The sequence below is a fragment of the Daejeonella sp. genome (genome assembly GCF_044232565.1).
Lineage (GTDB): Bacteria > Bacteroidota > Bacteroidia > Sphingobacteriales > Sphingobacteriaceae > Daejeonella.
In genome coordinates this window covers 1-19,451 of record NZ_JBIILQ010000025.1, presented here as the reverse complement: position 1 = coordinate 19,451, position 19,451 = coordinate 1, and the positions used below count along the sequence as shown (strand labels likewise).

General features: G+C 37.0%; 11 protein-coding genes. 8 read left to right on the top strand and 3 right to left on the bottom strand.

The window, feature by feature from the left end:
* From ACILQF_RS02760 to ACILQF_RS02725, 8 genes are all read left to right on the top strand, one after another.
* A partial coding sequence (locus ACILQF_RS02760; RefSeq protein ID WP_395625888.1) for a pyruvate kinase alpha/beta domain-containing protein occupies positions 1–531 on the top strand: 531 nt, incomplete at its 5' end.
* A 311-nt stretch (positions 532–842) separates the two neighbouring features.
* The gene (locus ACILQF_RS02755) at positions 843–4,160 is read left to right on the top strand and encodes a vitamin B12-dependent ribonucleotide reductase (RefSeq protein ID WP_395625887.1); all 3,318 of its coding nucleotides are present in this window, start codon (positions 843–845) and stop codon (positions 4,158–4,160) included.
* 299 nt (positions 4,161–4,459) lie between these two features.
* The gene (locus tag ACILQF_RS02750) at positions 4,460–4,969 is read left to right on the top strand and encodes a glutathione peroxidase (protein ID WP_395625886.1); all 510 of its coding nucleotides are present in this window, start codon (positions 4,460–4,462) and stop codon (positions 4,967–4,969) included.
* Between the two features lie 11 nt (positions 4,970–4,980).
* Positions 4,981–5,424, top strand: a complete 444-nt coding sequence (locus tag ACILQF_RS02745; RefSeq protein WP_395625885.1) for a nuclear transport factor 2 family protein — start codon at positions 4,981–4,983, stop codon at positions 5,422–5,424.
* A gap of 214 nt (positions 5,425–5,638) precedes the next feature.
* Positions 5,639–7,354, top strand: a complete 1,716-nt coding sequence (locus tag ACILQF_RS02740; protein ID WP_395625884.1) for a glycoside hydrolase family 3 protein — start codon at positions 5,639–5,641, stop codon at positions 7,352–7,354.
* A 163-nt stretch (positions 7,355–7,517) separates the two neighbouring features.
* Positions 7,518–10,841: a UvrD-helicase domain-containing protein gene (locus ACILQF_RS02735; RefSeq protein ID WP_395625883.1), complete on the top strand. Its 3,324-nt coding sequence runs from the start codon at positions 7,518–7,520 to the stop codon at positions 10,839–10,841.
* A gap of 2 nt (positions 10,842–10,843) precedes the next feature.
* Positions 10,844–13,753, top strand: coding sequence for a PD-(D/E)XK nuclease family protein (locus ACILQF_RS02730; RefSeq protein WP_395625882.1), 2,910 nt, complete (start codon positions 10,844–10,846; stop codon positions 13,751–13,753).
* Positions 13,754–13,934: 181 nt separating this feature from the next.
* The gene (locus ACILQF_RS02725; RefSeq protein WP_395625881.1) at positions 13,935–14,921 is read left to right on the top strand and encodes a pyruvate dehydrogenase complex E1 component subunit beta; all 987 of its coding nucleotides are present in this window, start codon (positions 13,935–13,937) and stop codon (positions 14,919–14,921) included.
* 58 nt (positions 14,922–14,979) lie between these two features.
* Here the strand turns inward: ACILQF_RS02725 and ACILQF_RS02720 are convergent, their stop codons facing one another.
* From ACILQF_RS02720 to ACILQF_RS02710, 3 genes are all read right to left on the bottom strand, one after another.
* On the bottom strand, positions 14,980–15,450 hold the full coding sequence (locus ACILQF_RS02720) for an Lrp/AsnC ligand binding domain-containing protein (protein WP_395625880.1): 471 nt from the start codon (positions 15,448–15,450) through the stop codon (positions 14,980–14,982).
* Positions 15,451–16,182: 732 nt separating this feature from the next.
* Positions 16,183–17,487: an amidohydrolase family protein gene (locus ACILQF_RS02715; RefSeq protein WP_395625879.1), complete on the bottom strand. Its 1,305-nt coding sequence runs from the start codon at positions 17,485–17,487 to the stop codon at positions 16,183–16,185.
* Between the two features lie 20 nt (positions 17,488–17,507).
* On the bottom strand, positions 17,508–19,451 hold a 1,944-nt coding region (locus tag ACILQF_RS02710), incomplete at its 5' end, for an amidohydrolase family protein (RefSeq protein WP_395625878.1).

Sequence of the window (19,451 nt, the reverse complement as noted above, 5' to 3'; positions counted from 1 at the left end):
GCTAACTCAGTTCTAGATGGTGCTGATGCGGTCATGCTAAGTGGTGAAACATCTGTTGGGGAATATCCACTTATTGTTATTGAAACCATGCAAAAGATTGTAAGGAATGTGGAAGAAAATGATTACCCCTACAGTACCGCTAAAGTTTTAAACAAGAATTCCCCAACGTACATGGGTGATGCTGTATGTGGTTCGGCCGTATTTCTTGCCGAAAGTACCAGTGCAGTAGGTATCATTTCAATGACTTCATCTGGTTATACTGCTTTTGAAATATCAAGCTATCGTCCGAAAGCTGCCACATTTATTTTTACTAGTAATGTTAAATTGCTTAATACCCTGAGTTTATTGTGGGGTGTACGTGGATTCTATTACGACCGATTTGAGAGTACTGATAAGACCTTCCGGGATGTGAACCAGATATTAAAGTCGGAGAATTTAGTAGAGACCGGAAATGTGGTTATTAACACTGCCGCTATTCCGATAGAGAAAAAAGGCAAGACCAATATGATAAAGGTTTCAATTATCGATTAAAATTTAATTAGTTCTAACTATTCCTTAGGGCATATAACCCATAAAAAAAGCCAGATTTATCTGGCTTTTTTTGCGTAAATTCAAGTGTATTATAATTTAGATGTGAAGGTACTTTTTTTGAGTTTTCCACATAGCTAAATGCTTATTAACCAGTCTTTTGCTTATGATGAGACTGTTAAGGTGTATATACACTTTGAATCTGTGGAAAACTCTGATTGTAGATATATGCAATCATCTAATAAATTTGATGAAAAACCCCCAAACATTTTTTTGGGGTTAACTAGTTCAATCACAACATCATTCATTTTATTATGTCCAAAGCATCTACCAAAAAAGCTACGAATGGAACCGCTAAGGGTCTCGGATTCCAAAGATATTTCACCAAAGAGGGTGTAAGTGTTTACGATCTTTTTAAATATGAAAACCGTTCTTCGGTAATTCGTAATCCAGCAGGTGATGCAGTGTTTGAAATGAACAATGTAGAAGTGCCTGAAACTTGGAGTCAGGTTGCTACTGATATCTTAGCGCAAAAATATTTCCGTAAAGCTGGTGTACCCCAGCCAGATGGAACAACTTCATCAGAAAATAGCATTAAGCAAGTAGCACATCGTATGGCTCATTGCTGGCAATCATGGGGTGAGCGTTACAATTATTTTGCAAGTAAAAAAGATGCCTCAATTTTTTATGATGAATTAGTTTATACTATTGTTGGGCAGTTAGCTGCACCAAATTCACCACAATGGTTCAATACGGGCTTGCATAGCTCTTACGGCATCACAGGAAAGCCACAAGGGCATTATTTTGTAAATCCTGATACAGATCAATTAGAAAAATCAACCTCTGCCTACGAACGCCCTCAGCCACATGCATGTTTCATCCTTTCAGTAAGTGATGATTTGGTGAATGATGGTGGTATTATGGATCTATGGGTTAGAGAAGCAAGAATATTTAAATATGGTTCGGGCGTAGGGACTAATTTCTCCTCCATTCGTGGCGAAAGTGAAAAACTTTCAGGTGGCGGTTATTCATCCGGATTGATGTCTTTCCTAAAAATTGGTGACCGTGCTGCAGGAGCGATTAAATCTGGTGGAACTACTAGACGTGCCGCTAAAATGGTTTGTCTAGATCTAGACCATCCAGAAATTGAAGGTTTTGTAAATTGGAAAGTTGAAGAAGAGAAAAAAGTAGCTGCATTAATTGCTGCGGGTTACTCATCCGATTATGAAGGCGAAGCTTATCGCACGGTTTCAGGGCAAAACTCAAACAACTCTGTACGTGTACCAAACTCTTTCTTTAAAGCACTTGAAAATGGTGAAAATTGGGATTTAATTGGTCGTATTAGTGGAAAACCTGTTAAGTCTATTTCTGCAGAAAAATTATGGCAAGACATCTCCTTCGCTGCTTGGGCATGTGCTGATCCTGGTATGCAGTACGATACCACAATTAATGAATGGCATACTTGCCCGGAAGGTGGTCGTATCAATGCATCTAACCCTTGTTCAGAATACATGTTCTTGGACAATACGGCTTGTAATTTAGCTTCAATTAACTTAGCTCATTTCTTTGATCCTAAAACTTTAGTGTTTGATGTGAAGGGCTTTGAGCATGCTTGCCGTGTTTGGACTGTTGTTCTAGAGATTTCTGTTTTAATGGCGCAGTTTCCATCTAAAGAAGTAGCCCAGTTATCTTATGATTACCGTACACTAGGTTTAGGATATGCGAATTTAGGTTCGATGTTAATGGTTTCAGGGATTCCTTATGACAGTGATAGAGCTCGTGCAATTGGGGGGGCATTAACCGCAATCATGACAGGTACGGCTTATTCAACTTCGGCAGAAATGGCTAAGGAGCTAGGAACTTTCAAGAAATACGAAGACAATAAAAAACACATGTTACGTGTGATGCGTAATCACCGTTATGCTGCTTACAATACCGATTCATATGAAGGATTAGAGATTGCTCCTATGGGTATCAATCCTAAGTTCTGCCCTGATTACTTATTATCTGCTGCATGTAATGCATGGGATAAAGCAGTTGAGCTAGGCGAAAAATATGGATATCGCAACGCTCAGACTACAGTAATCGCTCCAACTGGAACCATCGGTTTAGTAATGGATTGTGACACAACCGGTATTGAGCCAGATTTTGCATTGGTAAAATTCAAAAAGCTTTCTGGTGGTGGTTACTTTAAAATCATTAATCAAGGTGTTCCTGCTGCTTTACGTAACCAAGGTTATAAAGAGCATGAAATTGAGGCAATCGTTAATTATGCTAAAGGTGCCGCCACACTTAACGGAGCACCACACATTAATTTCGATAGCCTTGCTGCCAAAGGATTCACTCAAGATGAATTAGAAAAAATTGACAAATCGCTGCTTGCTGCTTTTGAAATAGGTTTCGTATTTAATCAGTGGAGTCTTGGTGAAGAGTGTTTAAATCGTTTAGGATTCAAAGCTGAGCAATATTCTTCTCCTGATTTCAATCTGTTACGCGCCATTGGTTTCAATCGCCAGCAAATTGCTGAAGCAAACGAATATATCTGTGGAACAATGACTGTTGAAGGTGCTCCTTATTTGAAAGAAGAGCATTACGAGATATTTGATTGTGCTAACAAATGCGGACAGAAGGGTGAGCGCTATATTCATGCTCATGGCCATATCAAAATGATGGCTGCAGCACAACCTTTCCTATCTGGTGCGATTTCAAAGACTGTTAATTTGCCAAATGAGGCAACAGTTGAAGAGATTAAAGATTGTTATGAATTATCATGGAAACTTGGTGTTAAAGCTAACGCTCTTTATCGTGATGGTTGTAAATTATCTCAGCCATTATCAACCAAATCGTCTGATAGCAAGGAGGATAAATTAGATACTGTTGACGAAGTTTTAGGTGAAGCAGCAAATGTTAAATTGAGCGACCTAACAGCAGATCAAGTGTTAGAAGCAGCAAGAGCAATCTTAGAGCGTTCTACTGACACAAAGTTTAAGCGTCAATTATCTTCTGTTGTAGAGCGCAAAAACTTACCAAGTAAGCGCGGTGGATTCACTCAAAAGGCATCTGTGGGAGGTCAAACAGTATTTGTTCGCACAGGACAGTATGAAGATGGCACGCTAGGTGAAATCTTCGTTGATATGCACAAAGAAGGCGCAACTTTCCGTTCTTTAATGAACTGTTTCTCAATTGCTGTATCTGTCGGACTTCAATACGGTGTGCCATTGGAAGAGTTTGTTGATAAATTTACATTCACCCGTTTTGAGCCATCTGGTATGGTTAGCGGTCATGATAATATTAAGAGCTCAACATCTATAGTTGATTATATTTTCAGAATGCTTGGATATGAGTACTTGAACCGTACTGATCTAGTACATGTATTAACTGAACAAAAGGTTGTTTTGGGAAATCCTCAAATGGCAGATGAAGATGTTAATACAGATATGAGTAATTCATTTGCAGAAAATCAAGTTAAGGTATCCAAACCAGCATTAGGATTAAAATTGAAGCCAGTTCTCGACATCTCTGGTGGTGGTCAGTCTGACGCTCCAGCTTGTACTAATTGCGGTCACATAACCGTTAGATCTGGAACTTGTTACAAGTGTCTGAATTGCGGTACGCAAGGCGGATGTAGTTAAAAAAGTATAGTTTATAGGCGAAAGCTTAAAGCCCTGCTAAAAATAGCAGGGCTTTTTTATTGGAAATAAATCAATCAAAAATTGTAATATTTTCTTCTAAAATTGTATTTTGATGCAAGTATCATAGTTTCTGGTCATTTATATTTTCTGATTATATTCCTTTGAAACGTTGGGTTTAAGATTACATACTATGAAATTGAGGTGATTATTATTTATCCGCTCATTGTCAAATAATTTTTTTTTTAATTCTTTATTGCTATATTAACTCATAATCAGTTTTTAAACTTTAACTTTAAATCATGAAAACTTTACTTTTAATACTAACCATGTTTATGAGCACTCCGCCCTCAGTTTTTACCTTCAAGGTTCAAGATATTGACGGAAAAAATCTTGACCTTAGTAAATATAAAGGCAAAAAGATCCTCATTGTGAATACTGCATCTAAATGTGGCTATACCAAGCAATATGCAGAACTTCAAAAGCTTGCTGATGCCTATAAAGGCAAATTGGTAGTCATTGGTTTTCCTGCTAACAATTTTGGCGGACAAGAACCTGGCGAAAATTTAAATATTAAAGAGTTCTGTCAGAAGAATTTTGGTGTTACCTTCCCGCTTGCTGAAAAAAGTAGTGTAAAAGGAGCAGATATTTCCCCATTATTTAAGCATTTAACAAGTACAGAAAACCCTGATTTTACAGGTGATATTAAATGGAATTTTGAGAAATTCTTAATTGATGAAAATGGCCAACTAATACACAGGTTTCGGTCAGCTGTTACACCTATGTCTGCTGAAATAACTCAACATTTATAAAATTAATGCTCATGAAACACCTTCTTATTATATTCTTACTTGCCTTTTCTATTAGCACAGCAAATAGCACTCCATTGCCTTCAAGCGATGAAGATCAATTGAGTAGCTTGGTTGATAGTTTTTCTTTAGCTCTTGTAAAAAAAGATAAGGTTTGGATGCAAGCCAATTTAAATGATGGATGCAAAATGTATGAACCTACTGGCAGCACATTGAATAAATCAGGAATTATCATGGCTTTTACTCAGGGTTTTTACTCTATTAGCAAGTCGGAAGCCCTAAACAGAACATTTAAAATTGACGGCTCCAAGGCCGATGCTTCTGCTGATTTAAAGGTTGAAGGAGTTGGAAACATCAACGGTAATGAGATGGATATAACAGGCACCTATAGGTTTAATCTCAAGTTCACTCTTGTAGAAAGTAACTGGCAGATATCGGAGATCACTATTAGTCAATAAAATAAATCGTTCTCATTTAAAATTTATATAAAGCCTCCGTAATACGGGGGTTTTTATTTTTGGGCCTAATTTTATTGAATGATGCTTTAACAACTTCCAAAAACAAAATATAAGGCGACTATTTAATATTTCTTCATTAGAGCATCAATTTTCTATTGCTATGACTTTTTTAAATGTTAATTTTAAAACAAAAATAAATTGATCTTATTATCGCATGTATAAAAAATTAAAACAAATTGTCCTCGTAATTGCATTTTTAATTCCGTTAACGGGTTTTGCTCAATCACCAAAATCTTTTATTGGAGGAATGGATGAACCCAATGCATGGGTAGATTCGGTATTCAAAAAATTGAGTAAACGTGATCGCATAGCCCAAATGTTCATGGTTAGAGCGCATACTGATAAGGGTCAGGCATTTGAAGATTCTATTGCCAAAGTGATTAAAAAGGAGCGAATTGGTGGATTAGTCTTCTTTCAGGGTGGTCCGGTACGGCAAGCACTTTTAACTAACCGCTACCAGTCGATTAGTAAGGTGCCTTTGATGCTTGCCATGGATGGAGAATGGGGACTGGGGATGCGTTTGGATAGTACAGTATCTTTCCCTTACCAGTTAACACTCGGTGCAATTCAAGATAATACATTAATTTATGAAATGGGCCGACAGGTTGCTTTAGATTTTAAGCGAATCGGCATGCATGTTAATTTTGCTCCTGTTGCTGATATAAATAATAACCCCAAAAATCCAGTTATTGGCTTTCGCTCTTTTGGTGACAATAAATTTAAAGTTGCAGAAAAAGTTACCGCTTATATGAAGGGTTTACAAGATAATCAGGTGATTGTGAGTGTAAAGCACTTCCCTGGGCATGGGGATACAGACGTGGATTCACATTATGACCTTCCTAAATTACCTTTTACCAAAGCGCGTCTTGATTCAATTGAACTCTATCCTTTTAAGGAATTGATTAAAGAAGGAGCATCAGGAATGATGGTTGCACATATGAATATTCCTGCACTAGATAATACTCCTAACCTTCCTTCAACCTTATCCAAGCCAATTATTACTACTTTATTGAAAGAGGAATTAGGCTTTAAGGGCCTGATCTTTTCTGATGCTATGGAAATGAAGGGCGTCGCTAAATTTTTTCCTAATGGAGAGGCAGATGTACTTGGAATTATGGCAGGTTTGGATGTGATTGAACTTTCTGGTAATTCAAAAAGAGCAGTCAAGTTGGTGAGACAAGCAATTAGGAAGAACAAATTGGCTTGGAGCCAAGTAAATGCGAGTGTTAAAAAAATATTGTACAGTAAGTATTGGGCAGGTCTTCATACTAATAAGAATGTTCAAGCCAATAACCTGATTGCAGATTTAAACCGCAGGGATGCCGCTGTACTTAATCAAAAGCTTGCTGATGCCGCTATAACTCTTTTAAATGGAGATATTCAGTTAAAAAATTATGATAGGACAAAAAAAACTGCCATTTTAAGTATTGGCATCAATGAGCTTAGTGTTCTTCAAACTAGTTTAAGACCCGTTTTATCGAATTCAATGAATTATATTTTACCTAAAAATATTACAGACCAAGAGCTTGATAATGTGCGTAAAGAATTAAAGGGCTATGATCAAATTATTGTGGGTATCCACGATATGAGAAAACGTCCGGCTCCTGTTTTGGATTATAATAAAAGTTTAAAAGCATTTATTGGTGAGCTAAGTGGAATGAATAGTCTCTTCGCTATTTTTGCAAATCCATATAGTCTTGCCGGTTTACCCGGAATAGAATCAGCTAAAACGATTCTAATGAATTATCAGAATACGAAGGAAGCTCAAAATGCAAGCTTTCGTGTGATAAATGGCGGTTTAAAAGCCAGCGGAAGACTTCCTGTTACGATAAATTCTAGTTTTAAAAATGGCGACGGTTTAATTCAATAAGTTTTAAATCTTTATTTAAATCAAAGTGACGGCAAAATGAGAATTTTGCCGTCTTTTTTATAAAAATTTTGGGGATATCGAGATCTAAGTGATAGATAAAATCAATATTTTAGTAAAAATCTGAATCTTCATAGCCAAAATTAACTAACCTTAACACATTAGCATGCCTCAACAAAAAGCATTAAAATTAGTTCGGGCATCTGCTGGATCTGGTAAAACCTTTACCTTAACAGCACATTATCTTACCCTTCTATTTAGTGGGAATGGTAAGTTTCGTGAAATTTTGGCCGTTACGTTCACCAATAAGGCTACTGCCGAAATGAAGGAACGTATTTTGAGCGCATTAGAGGATTTGGCTAATCATGGATTTGAGAAATCAAAATTTGCCGGAATATTAAAAGAAAGCTTCCCTAGCCTTAGCGATCAGGAATTAAGAATCAAAGCTAGCCAAATATATAGTTCAATTCTTCACGATTATAGTCGCTTTTCAGTAAGTACCATTGATGGTTTTGTGCAGCAGTTAATTCGCAGTTTTGCCTTTGAGCTGAACCTCGACAGTGGCTATAAGCTAGAGCTGAAAATTGATAAGGTTAAAACGGAGCTTGTTGAGGCTCTAAACTCCCGTCTTGAACAGGATTCCGAATTATTGCAATGGGTTAGCAATTTGGCTATGGAACGCATTAACGATAATAAGGACTGGGATTATAGAAGATCATTAAAAGACCTCGCTAGTGAGATTTTTAAAGAACGCTATCATCCTTTTCAAGAGGCCATGCATTCAATGGGGGATGATCAGTCAAAGGAGTTTAATGCTTTGAAGGCGCAGGTGAATCAGAGTATTAGGGTTTTTAAGGACGATATTATTCAAAAAACTACCCGCATCAAAGAAATATTTGATGCTACTGATATCGACAAGGGAATGCTTGATCAGCAAAGTAGAAACCCTTTATTCAAACTTGACAAAATTCTTGAGGAAGATTTTGCTCTTATCAATGCTTTTGAAAAATACATAGATGATTTTAACACTTGGCCGCACAAATCCATTAAAAATACATCTGTTGTTGAGTTCTTGTATGAGCAGGTTAATCCTTTGTTGGCGGACCTGTATGGCAGCTACAGAGAAGGATTTCGGCTTTATGAAACATACTGTGCCATTGCAAAAAATAGTGATTACCTACGCCTGATGCAAGGCATGGCTGAGTTGCTGAAAAACTATCGCTCAGAAAATAAAGTACTGTTAATTTCTGATGCTCAACAATTACTTAGGGGTATTACAGGATCTGATGTAGACAATCCTTCCTTTATTTGGGAAAAAACCGGCAATAAATTTAAGCACTTCTTATTTGATGAGTTTCAGGACACGAGTTCCTTTCAGTGGATGAACTTTTTGCCCTTGGTAAAAAATGCAATTTCAGAAGGTGGTTTAGAGGGTCATGCTTCTCATTTGGTGGTAGGAGATGTTAAACAATCGATTTATCGTTGGCGAAACGGAGATTGGCGAATTCTTCATAGTGAGCTCAAAAGGAATCTTTTAGCAGACAATGTAACTGAAGAGGAACTTGTTTTCAATCGTAGGAGTTCTGAAAATGTAATACATTTTAACAACTTTCTTTATGATAATCTACCAAAAGTTCTACAAAATCAGCTTAATGGTATTTTCGCCGAATCGGGGCATTCCAATCTTCAAGAATATTGGGATTTAACAAATTCAAAGCTAGTTGAAATGGCCTATGAGGGCAGTAATCAATTGATTACCGATGGCACAACAGGAGGAGGGAAAATAGAAGTCAAGTTTTTTTATAAGGATGAAGAACCTGAAGTGGATGATGATGTTAATCCTTTAGCAGAAAGTTATACCATTGATCGTCTTTTAAATCTTTTGTCGGAAGGTTTCGCTATGCGTGACATTGGTATTTTAGTACGGAAGAATGAGGAAGCTGAAAGAATAGTAAATTGTATTTTTGAAAAGGATAATCACGAAAAATTAACACATGCAGCAGGTAAAACCTTCCAAGTTATATCTGGGGAAGCCTTAAAAATCAAGAATAATGCGGCAGTTAAATTACTGCTGAGCACATTTAAATTACTGATTGTACATGAGCCAGAAAGTGGAATTTTCAAGGCTGAGTGCGCCCGATTATGGTATCAAATTCAACATCCTAATAGTGAACAAATTGGTATTGATAGTCAGGAGTGGCTTAATTTCACTTTAAAACCAATATCAGACCTATCGGATGTCTTGCCAGTGCAGTTGTGTTCCAACTACCAGTCTTATCGCCATTTGCCTATCAATGAACTGGCAGAAACATTAATTAAAATTTATGGCATAGGTGATTTAAAGTCAGAAAGTTATATTCCATATTTACTTGCTTTTCGGGATCAAATGGCAGCTTTCTCCTCGTCAGGGGATCAGGGAATCGCAGCTTTTATAGATTGGTGGGAAAATGAAGGTTCAGACAAGGCTCTTCCATCCTCAGAAAATCAGGATGCGGTACAAGTGATGACCGTCCATAAATCCAAGGGGCTCGAATTTAGAGCAGTGATTATTCCTTTCCTAAACTGGAAACTTAACACTTCTTCAACTGGTGCTAGAAGTAAATTACTTTGGGTGGATGCAGAGGCTGCAGGATTTCCCAATTTCAGGTCTTTGCCGGTAGATTTCACTAAAAATTTATCTTCTACGGTATTTGCAGCTGATTATTTTGAAGAAGTACTCCTTAATTACATGGATGAGCTAAATACACTTTATGTGGCTAGCACAAGGGCAAAAGATTATCTCTGTATTATTTGTCCCAAAACTCCAAAACCTAAAAAGGATAAAAAAGGGCCAATAAATGAGTTGCAATTAGTTCTTTCCGAATTGCTCCAATTGGGAGAGGGCGCAGGACTTAAGCTAACTTTTGAAGATAATCTTTACAGTTTTGGTGAAATTCCCTCTAAGTATGATCAAAGCGAGGATCATAAAATTCATAAATCTTTGATGCTTAGATCCTATCCAGTGAATGAGCAATTAACCGAGCGCTTCAAGCGAAATAGTATGAATGAGGATGTCTGGTATAATGCTAAGCAAAGAAAAGGCATTGTACTCCATAAAATTCTCGAAACCCTAAGTGCGAAGGATAATTTGGATAAACTAATTGCGGAAAAGGTGCAGGAGGGATTCATTCGAGATACTGAGCGAGAAGAAATTCGGGCCGCAGTTGAAGATGTATTGATGCAGGATGAAATTAGGCAATGGTTTGATACTGCCAAGTCAATTATCAGTGAAAAGGATATGATTATTGATTCGGGTATTGTTAAAAGACCTGATAAGCTATTTATTTTAGATGACCGTGCCATTTTACTTGATTTCAAATTTGGCGAACAGAATAAAAAATACGTAAACGATATCAGCGTATATCGTGATAATTTAATAAAAATGGGTGAATTTAAGCAAGTTGATGCCTATTTATGGTATGCACAAGATCGTAAACTTCAAAAGGTTTAATCATGAATAGCAAGTCAACAGATAAATTCTTACACCGCCTTGCGGCTGATCTTTTGGATCGATTTGGCAAGGACCTCCAGCATGTAGCGATTGTTTTCAATAATAAAAGGCCTCAGTTATTCTTAAAAAAATATCTAGCAGAAGTTAGTCGTAAGCCCATTTGGAGTCCTCATTTTTTTACAATTCAGCAATTTTTTGCCGAATCAACATCAAAGGTTTGTGCTTCCCAGCTCAAGCAGTTTTTTGTTCTTTTGACGGAGTACAACCTTTTATTGGCTGAAGAAGGGAAGGAGCTTGTAAGTGCAGATGTTTTTTATCCTTTAGCAGAAATTATTGTTTCTGATTTCTCTCAAATCGACTATTACCTGGCTAATCCCGAAAAGGTTTTTAACCTTATTGGTGGCATAGCTGAGTTAGAGCAGCAGTTTCCAAATTTCGACAAGGAGCAGCTTGAATTTATGGAAAGTTTTTGGGCTTCCTTTTCCCAACAAAAGCAAAGCATCATTCAGGAAAAATTTATTGAAATGTGGCATCGGATGCCTTGTTTATACCTAAACTTTCATAAGCGCCTTGCAGAGCAAAATCTTGTGACTAGTGCTAGAATGTACCGTAATTTAGCACAGGGGATAGATTCTGATTCCGATTTCCTGAAGAAGTATAAGCATGTAGTTTTTGCAGGATTTAATGCGCTCTCAAAAGCGGAAGAGCTTTTATTTAAGAATTGGCAAGATCAAGGTTTATGCTCCTTTTATTTTGATTCGGATGAGCATTATTTTTCTGATCCCATTCAGGAGGCCGGACATTTTATCCGAAGGAATATAAAAACTATTGGCCTCGAAAATCAGTTTCAAGTTAAGGAAAACCGAATAAATGTGCCTGAAAAAGAATTTACCATTATTCAGGCATTGGGGAAGGTGGCACAGGGAAAGATTTTAAAACAAGTATTAGCAGGGCATGAAAGTAAAAATGAAGCTGATTCAAAAGCTATTATTCTAGCTGACGAAAGCCTGTTGTTGCCCGTACTTCAGACTGTTGAAGATGAAAGTCTGAACATCACCATGGGTTATCCCTTTGAGCAGTCGGCGGTTTTTGGCTTATGCGATTTGTGGCTCAAAATTCAAGATGAAATTGCTAGTGGGGATAAAATGAGTATAAGCTACCCTCAGGTGCTAAGCTATATTTTTAATCCATTGATATGGATTTCTGAAGAAAATCGGAGTCGGATTCATAAGGAAATCATTATAGAGAAGAAAGCTCGATTTAGTCTCGAGGAACTTAAAAAAATCGATAGAATTCCCGAGATGGCTTTTAGCCCATTTGAAAACTCTGTGCAGTCTGTTCGGAACCTTGGAAGTTTTCTTTTATTAATCTCCGAAAAGATTGCTGATTTACGAAAGCTGGAAAGCTTACTTATCGCCGAAGCGGTAAAAACCTTGAATGTTTTGTCGGATAGCTTTGAGGAGCTCACAAATAGTCCCGCACAACAGGAGCTTAAGCCGGGATTTATTTTCAAATTAATTAGACGTGCACTTTCTGGATTATCAGTTCCTTTTGATGGGGAGCCTTTGGTTGGTTTGCAGGTTATGGGACTTTTAGAAAGCAGATGTCTAGATTTTGATGAGCTTGTTGTTTTGGGAATGAATGAGGGTGTTTTGCCTAAGGTGAGTATTACACCATCTTTTATACCTGATAATGTAAGAAGAGCATTTGGCTTACCAGTTCTTGAAAATCAGAACTCAATATTTGCTTATTTCTTTTATCGATTGCTCCACTGTGCTAAAAAAGTAACCTTGGTTTATAATGGCATTGATGGTGATACTTCCCCTAGTGAAGTAAGTAGATTTGTCAAGCAATTGGAATTTGAAACCTCCTGCAGTTTTAATTATGTATTGCAGCAAAATCAGCCTATAGAAAACCCGCCTAATCAAGAAATAATTGTCGAAAAAAAGGGTTTAGTTCTTGAAAAGCTCAGAAAATATCTCCAAAGACATTCCGATGTTAAATTTGAAAATAAAATTTCGGCATCAGGTTTTAATGATTATTTAACCTGCTCTTTAAGGTTCTTTTACGACAAAGTTGCCAAATTAAAAAAACCTGAGGAGCTTCCTGATCATATAGGAGCAAATACTGTGGGAAGTATGCTTCATGATGTAATGGAACATTTTTATCGCGATTCGATTGGCAAGGAAGTAAGTGCGGAATACATCGTGCAGCGTCAAAAGCTTGTACCTGCCATGTGTCAAAATGCAATGTCTAAAGCCTTAAAACTCAATCCTGATTTGGATAGTTTAACACTTAGTGCTTTACAGCAGATCATCTTAAAGGTAATCGAACAATATGCCCTTAAAATCTTAGATCATGATGTGTCGATAAGTCCCTTTGTTATTAAGGAGTTAGAAGAAAAGGACGCATATACTCCTTTATTTAGCTTTGAGCTTGATGGGAAAGAAGAGCAGGTGAGGTTATTAGGTATTATTGACAGGGTTGATTCGATTCGAGGGAAGACCAGAATTGTAGATTATAAAACGGGCAAGGATAGTCTAGCTTTTAAAGATTTTGAAAGCTTGTTTTCAGATGATGTTAAAAATCAAAATAAAGCCTTGGTACAAACGCTATTTTATACCTTGGTTTATGAAAAATCAAAAAATGTGGAGGGGGTTGAACCACATTTGTATACGGTAAAAGATTTTTCAGGAGGAAGCACCTTTAGTAAAAAGTCGAAATTAGAAGATTTTGAGTTGAAAGAGGATAATTTAAGTGATTATAAGCTACAGTTTGAGCTCAAGATGAAAGAAAAGTTTAGCGAGCTATTTGATCCGGCAATTCCTTTTCGTCAGACAAATAATTTGGAGTCTTGTAGCTATTGTAATTTTAAGGATATCTGTCAGCGTAAGGGAGCAAAAGGATTTTAAACGTGCTTAAATCTTATGTAGATTCAAGTAAATTTGACGTGCAATTTTTGTTAATTTTTAAACCAGTACTATTCTTTGCTTGAGAAGGGTAAAATTTATTATAAAATCACCTTAGAAGGCTAAATTATGGTTTCATTTCAAAATTAAACTTATATTTGCTTTCCAAAAATTGAATTTACAAATGAGAGAAATACAGTTCAGAGAGGCGCTTCGTGAAGCATTAAATGAAGAGATGCGTAAAAACGACAAAGTCTTCTTAATGGGTGAAGAGGTTGCTGAGTACAATGGAGCCTACAAAGTGAGTCAGGGAATGCTTGAAGAATTCGGTGCAAAAAGAGTTATCGATACTCCAATTGCCGAATTAGGTTTTGCTGGGATAGGCGTTGGCGCAGCAATGAACGGGTTAAATCCGATTATTGAATTCATGACTTTTAACTTCTCTCTTGTTGCAATAGATCAGGTAATTAATGCAGCTGCAAAGGTGCTTAGCATGAGTGGCGGTCAATTTTCTTGTCCGATTGTTTTTAGAGGCCCCACAGGAAATGCAGGTCAATTAGGTGCACAACACTCACAGAATTTTGAGAATTGGTATGCGAATTGTCCCGGATTAAAAGTAGTGATTCCATCTACTCCTTATGAGGCTAAGGGTTTATTGAAACAAGCTATTATTGATCCAGATCCAGTTATTTTCATGGAGTCGGAGGTAATGTATGGTGATAAAGGAGAAGTTCCTGAAGAAGAATATTATATTCCAATAGGCAAGGCAAACATTGTAAAGGAAGGTACTGATGTTACGATAGTAACTTTTGGTAAAATGCTTACACGCGTGGTTATGCCTGCTGTAGAACAATTAAATAAAGAGGGTATCAATGCAGAAGTAATCGATCTTCGTACTGTTCGTCCGATTGATTATGAAACCGTAATTAAGTCTGTTAAAAAGACTAACCGTATGGTTTTTGTTGAAGAAGCATGGCCACTTGGATCAATTGCAACTGAGGTAGCTTTCAAAGTTCAAAAAGACGCTTTCGATTTCTTAGATGCTCCGGTACTTCGTGTTGCTTGTGCTGATGTTCCTTTACCATATGCTCCAACTTTGATTGCGGAAGCACTTCCAAACGCAGATAAGGTAGTAAAAGCGGTAAAGAGCGTCCTATACAAGGAAGCATAGAATTAAAAATCATAAAAAAGCACCCTGAATTTATTTCAGGGTGCTTTTTTATGATTAATTAAATTGTAATCTGTCTTTTTATACTTTCCTCAAGAGATATTAATGTTTCTGTCCGCTGAATACCCTTTACCCCCTGAATATCCTCATTAAGTACTTGCCTTAAATGGTTGGTATCTCTGCAAATAATCTTGGCAAACATGCTGTAGGATCCAGTAGTATAATGAAGTTCAACTACCTCCTTTATTTTCTTGAGATTTTCTACGGCATCTTTGTATTGAGAACCTTTTTCAAGGTAAATACCTAAGAAAGCGCAAATATCATATCCAACGCGTTGTGGGTCTATAATTAGGTGCGATCCTTTGATGATGCCCAAGTCTTGCATTTTCTTCATCCTTACATGTATTGTTCCTCCAGAAACAATCAGTTTTTTTGCAATTTCGGTGTATGGAATGGTGGCATCTTCCATTAGTATGGATAAAATCTGAGTATCCAGATTGTCAAGTTCGAAATTTTGGTTACGGTTTTCCATTTCTAATTAATGAATTATTAATAATCTTGCAATATAATTATTGTTTATGTAAAAATTAAAATAGTTTATTAAAATATTTGTAATAAATAAGCCATTAATTTACATTTGAGAGTGCAATTAAAGAAAATGATTGCTTGTACACTGTAGGGTGGTGAAATTTGGCAGACACACCATCTCGTCTCGGTGGCGAAGATTTAGGAACTTAAGGGGGAAATAAATCTTTGTGAAGGTTCGAATCCTTCCCCTACAGCAAACCTTATTCGACAGGTTTATAATTGGTTAGTTTAGATAAGCTCCTGCCCATCAGGAGCTTATTTATTTTAGGGGATTTTTGGATGATTTGTACTCCCTATTTTACATTAACAGTTTTGAAATTTCCTCCTTGAAAGATGTTATTATATTATTAAATTCATACCAAAAATAATATTTTATTGATAAATTAGTAAAAATTAAAATAAATGATTAAAATATTTGCAAGAAACTAGCACTTTACTTACATTTGTATCAAGCAATAAGAAAATAATTGTTTACACACTGTAGGGTGGTGAAATTTGGCAGACACACCTCCTCGTCTCGGTGGCGAAGATTTGGGAAATACTGTAACAGGGAAATAACTGCTTCGTGAAGGTTCGAATCCTTCCCCTACAGCAAACCGCATTCATAAGGTTTATAATTGGTTTTTTAAATAAGCTCCTGCCCATCAGGAGCTTATTTATTTAGTATATTTTTGAACTATTTCAGTTCATATTTATCAGAGTATCTTTTGTACAATTGCTTGTGTAAGTTATCCAGATTAATCGTGCGTCCTTGGATGAAAGCTGTTTCAACCTTATTTCCTAGCATATCAAGGGCATCTCCACCAGAAATAAATAGCGTTGCATCCTTTCCTTTTTCTAAACTTCCAGTTGTTTTATCAATTCCTAGAATTTTAGCTGTATTGAGGCTAATCATAGATAGGGCTTGTTCTTTTGTTAAGCCATATGCTACAGCTGTTCCTGCTTCAAAAGGTAAGTTGCGTTGGCGCCAGTATCCGGTACCAGTTAGCGAATAAAGCACACCACCATCCTGAAGTAGCTTAGGAAGTTTATAAGGTAAGTAAACATCGTCTTCTGTTCTGTCGGGGAGTGTTTGTGTTTCTACTATAATAACTGGGACTTGCTGATCACGCAGAAAATCAGTTACTAAATAAGATTCAGTACCACCTACAATAACAGCACTCATGCCAAACTTTTTAGCCAATTGTACAGCCATAATGATGTCTTTTGAACCATTTACGTGGACAAACAATTTTTTCCTTCCGTTAAATAGTCCTTTCATTGCATCAAAACGCGAATTAAATTCGGCTGGCTTCGCCAATTCTGAATAGGCTTTTGCTTCGATAAAATAATTTTCTAAATCGCTAATTTGTTTTTGTTGTGCCTCCTTTGGATCTGTTGCAGGAGATCCCGCACCTTGTCCGAAACCACCACGACCCCTAAGTGCAGGCCAATTAATGTGGATACCAATATCTTTTTTATAAGCTGCATCTTCCCAGTTCCAGCCATCAAGAACTACAACAGACGACTGACCAGATACTAGTCCGCCTGCGGGTGTAGGTTCAGCCATTAAAATTCCATTTGAACGTAATGTCGGAATAACTTTCGAATCGGTATTGTAAGCAATTATTGAGCGGATGTGTGGGTTAATTAGACCAATATCTTCTTGGTCATCTGTACCTTTTGCTCCCGACTCAACTTCTATTAATCCGAGGGACGTATTTGGTGCAATAAATCCAGGATAAACATGTTTTCCTTTTGCATTGATTATCGTGCTATTACTTGCATTTAAATCTGCCCCATCAGCTTTCCCCATTCCGGTAATTTTTCCATTTTCAAAGCTGATATACCCATTTTCTATCACTTGTCCCGCGCCAGTATGAATACTTGCTCCAACAATTGTTACCGCCTTTTTCTGTGGCTTTGAAGGCATAATTGTGGCTTGTCCGAATGCGAATCCTGCACAAAGCAATAAACTCGCAAATCCTATATATTTTTTCATGTTAATCTTCATTTTCTTGATTATTGATTTTGTGCACTAAGGTCTAGGTTTTCCAATGTCTCACATTCGTAAAGGCTTTGGCGTTGCATGCTTGGCCGAACAGTTGCAGCTCCACCACTTTTAGCATCCATCATTTTCTGGATAATTCTACCTTGCTCTGCCTTTAATTCTTTCTGCTTTTGTGCATCCTGATCGATATCCCAATAGGCAATACCATCCACGAAAGTTTTTTCAGCTTTTGCATAAATGGAAAGTGGATTATCCGACCAAAGTACTAAATCGGCATCCTTTCCAACTTTTACACTGCCTACACGATTATCAATATGAAGCATTTTCGCCGGATTTAAAGTAACCAACTTTAATGCATCTTCTTCACTCATTCCACCATAAGTAATGGCTTTTGCAGCTTCCTGATTTAATCTTCTAGCCATTTCAGCATCATCCGAATTAAATCCAGTTAATACGCCCACCTCATGCATCAGCTTACCATTATATGGAATAGCCTCCGCAACTTCATTTTTATAGGCCCACCAATCACTGAATGTTGAGGCGGCAATTCCACGCTTCTGCATTCCGTCTGCTACTTTATAACCCTCTAAAATATGGGTGAATGTATTGATTTTGAAACCCATAGAATCTGCCACATGCATTAGCATATTAATTTCAGATTGTACATAAGAGTGACAAGTGATAAAACGCTTATTATCTAGGATCTCTACTAATGCATCTAGCTCTAAGTCTGGCCTTACATTATTTCCTTTGACAGCTCTTGCGGCCTTGTACTCTTTAGCTCGTGTAAAGGCATCAATAAATACCTGCTCAACACCCATTCTTGATTGTGGGAAGCGTAAATTTCCTCCTGGGATTTGAAAATTACTCTGCTTCACATTTTCACCTAAAGCAAATTTGATGAAACCATCGCTACCTTCAAATTTAAGTTCTTCAGGGTTTTTGCCCCATCTTAGTTTAATTAATTGCGATTGTCCACCAATGGCATTTGCAGAACCATGTAGAATTTGTGATGAGGTAACTCCACCCGCTAACTGGCGATAGATATTGATATCTTCGGAGGTAATGATATCTGCAATGCGCACTTCAGAACTTACAGATTGAGCACCTTCATTTATTCCACCGCTGCCAGATATATGTGAGTGTTCATCAATAATTCCCGCTGTTATATGTTTTCCACTGGCATCAATAACTTTTGCAGAACCTGCAGATAGGTTTTTGCCAATTGATTTTATCTTTCCACCTTCAATTAAAACATCGGTATTGCTGAGCTTTCCTTCTTTTTCATTGGTCCATACCGTTGCATTTTTAAATAAAACGAGCTCCGATTTGGGTGCTTCTGTATAACCAAAGGCAATCAAAGGATAAATAACTGGTCCGGTACTTATAACCGGTTTCAAGCTTTCCTTTTTTGCTTGTTCTTTGAACTCTTCTTTAAATGAAGCATTCCATTTTTTACTTGTTCCATCTGCTAAAATAGCTTCACCTTGGAAATTAAGGGGTGAAACAGAGCTGATATAGCCACTTAAGCGGGTAGTCCCTTCAGGATTTTTCTTCAAGTTGAAATTCATACTTAATAAGTCTCCTGTACGAGTAATATTACCTTTTACCTTAATGCTATCGGCACCCTTCCGTTCCACATTTAGGTCGTATGAGCCAGTGCTTCCACCAATTTTTATTTCCAACACACTTCCATCCATGGTTAAGGTATAAGTCCCCCTAAGGTCGGAAATGTCCATTTTGGCAACGTTAAAGCGACTTCCTTGAACCCAATTCTCATAAATAATATTATCTTTCTTGAAGATATTATCAGATGTGATGATAAAATTTGCCAGTTTCCCTTTGCTTAGGGTACCTAATTGTTCAGATACTCCTAGTATTTCTGCTGGAATTGTTGTTAGTGATTTTAAAGCCTGACTTTCAGATAATCCGTGATCAATTGCTGTACGCATATT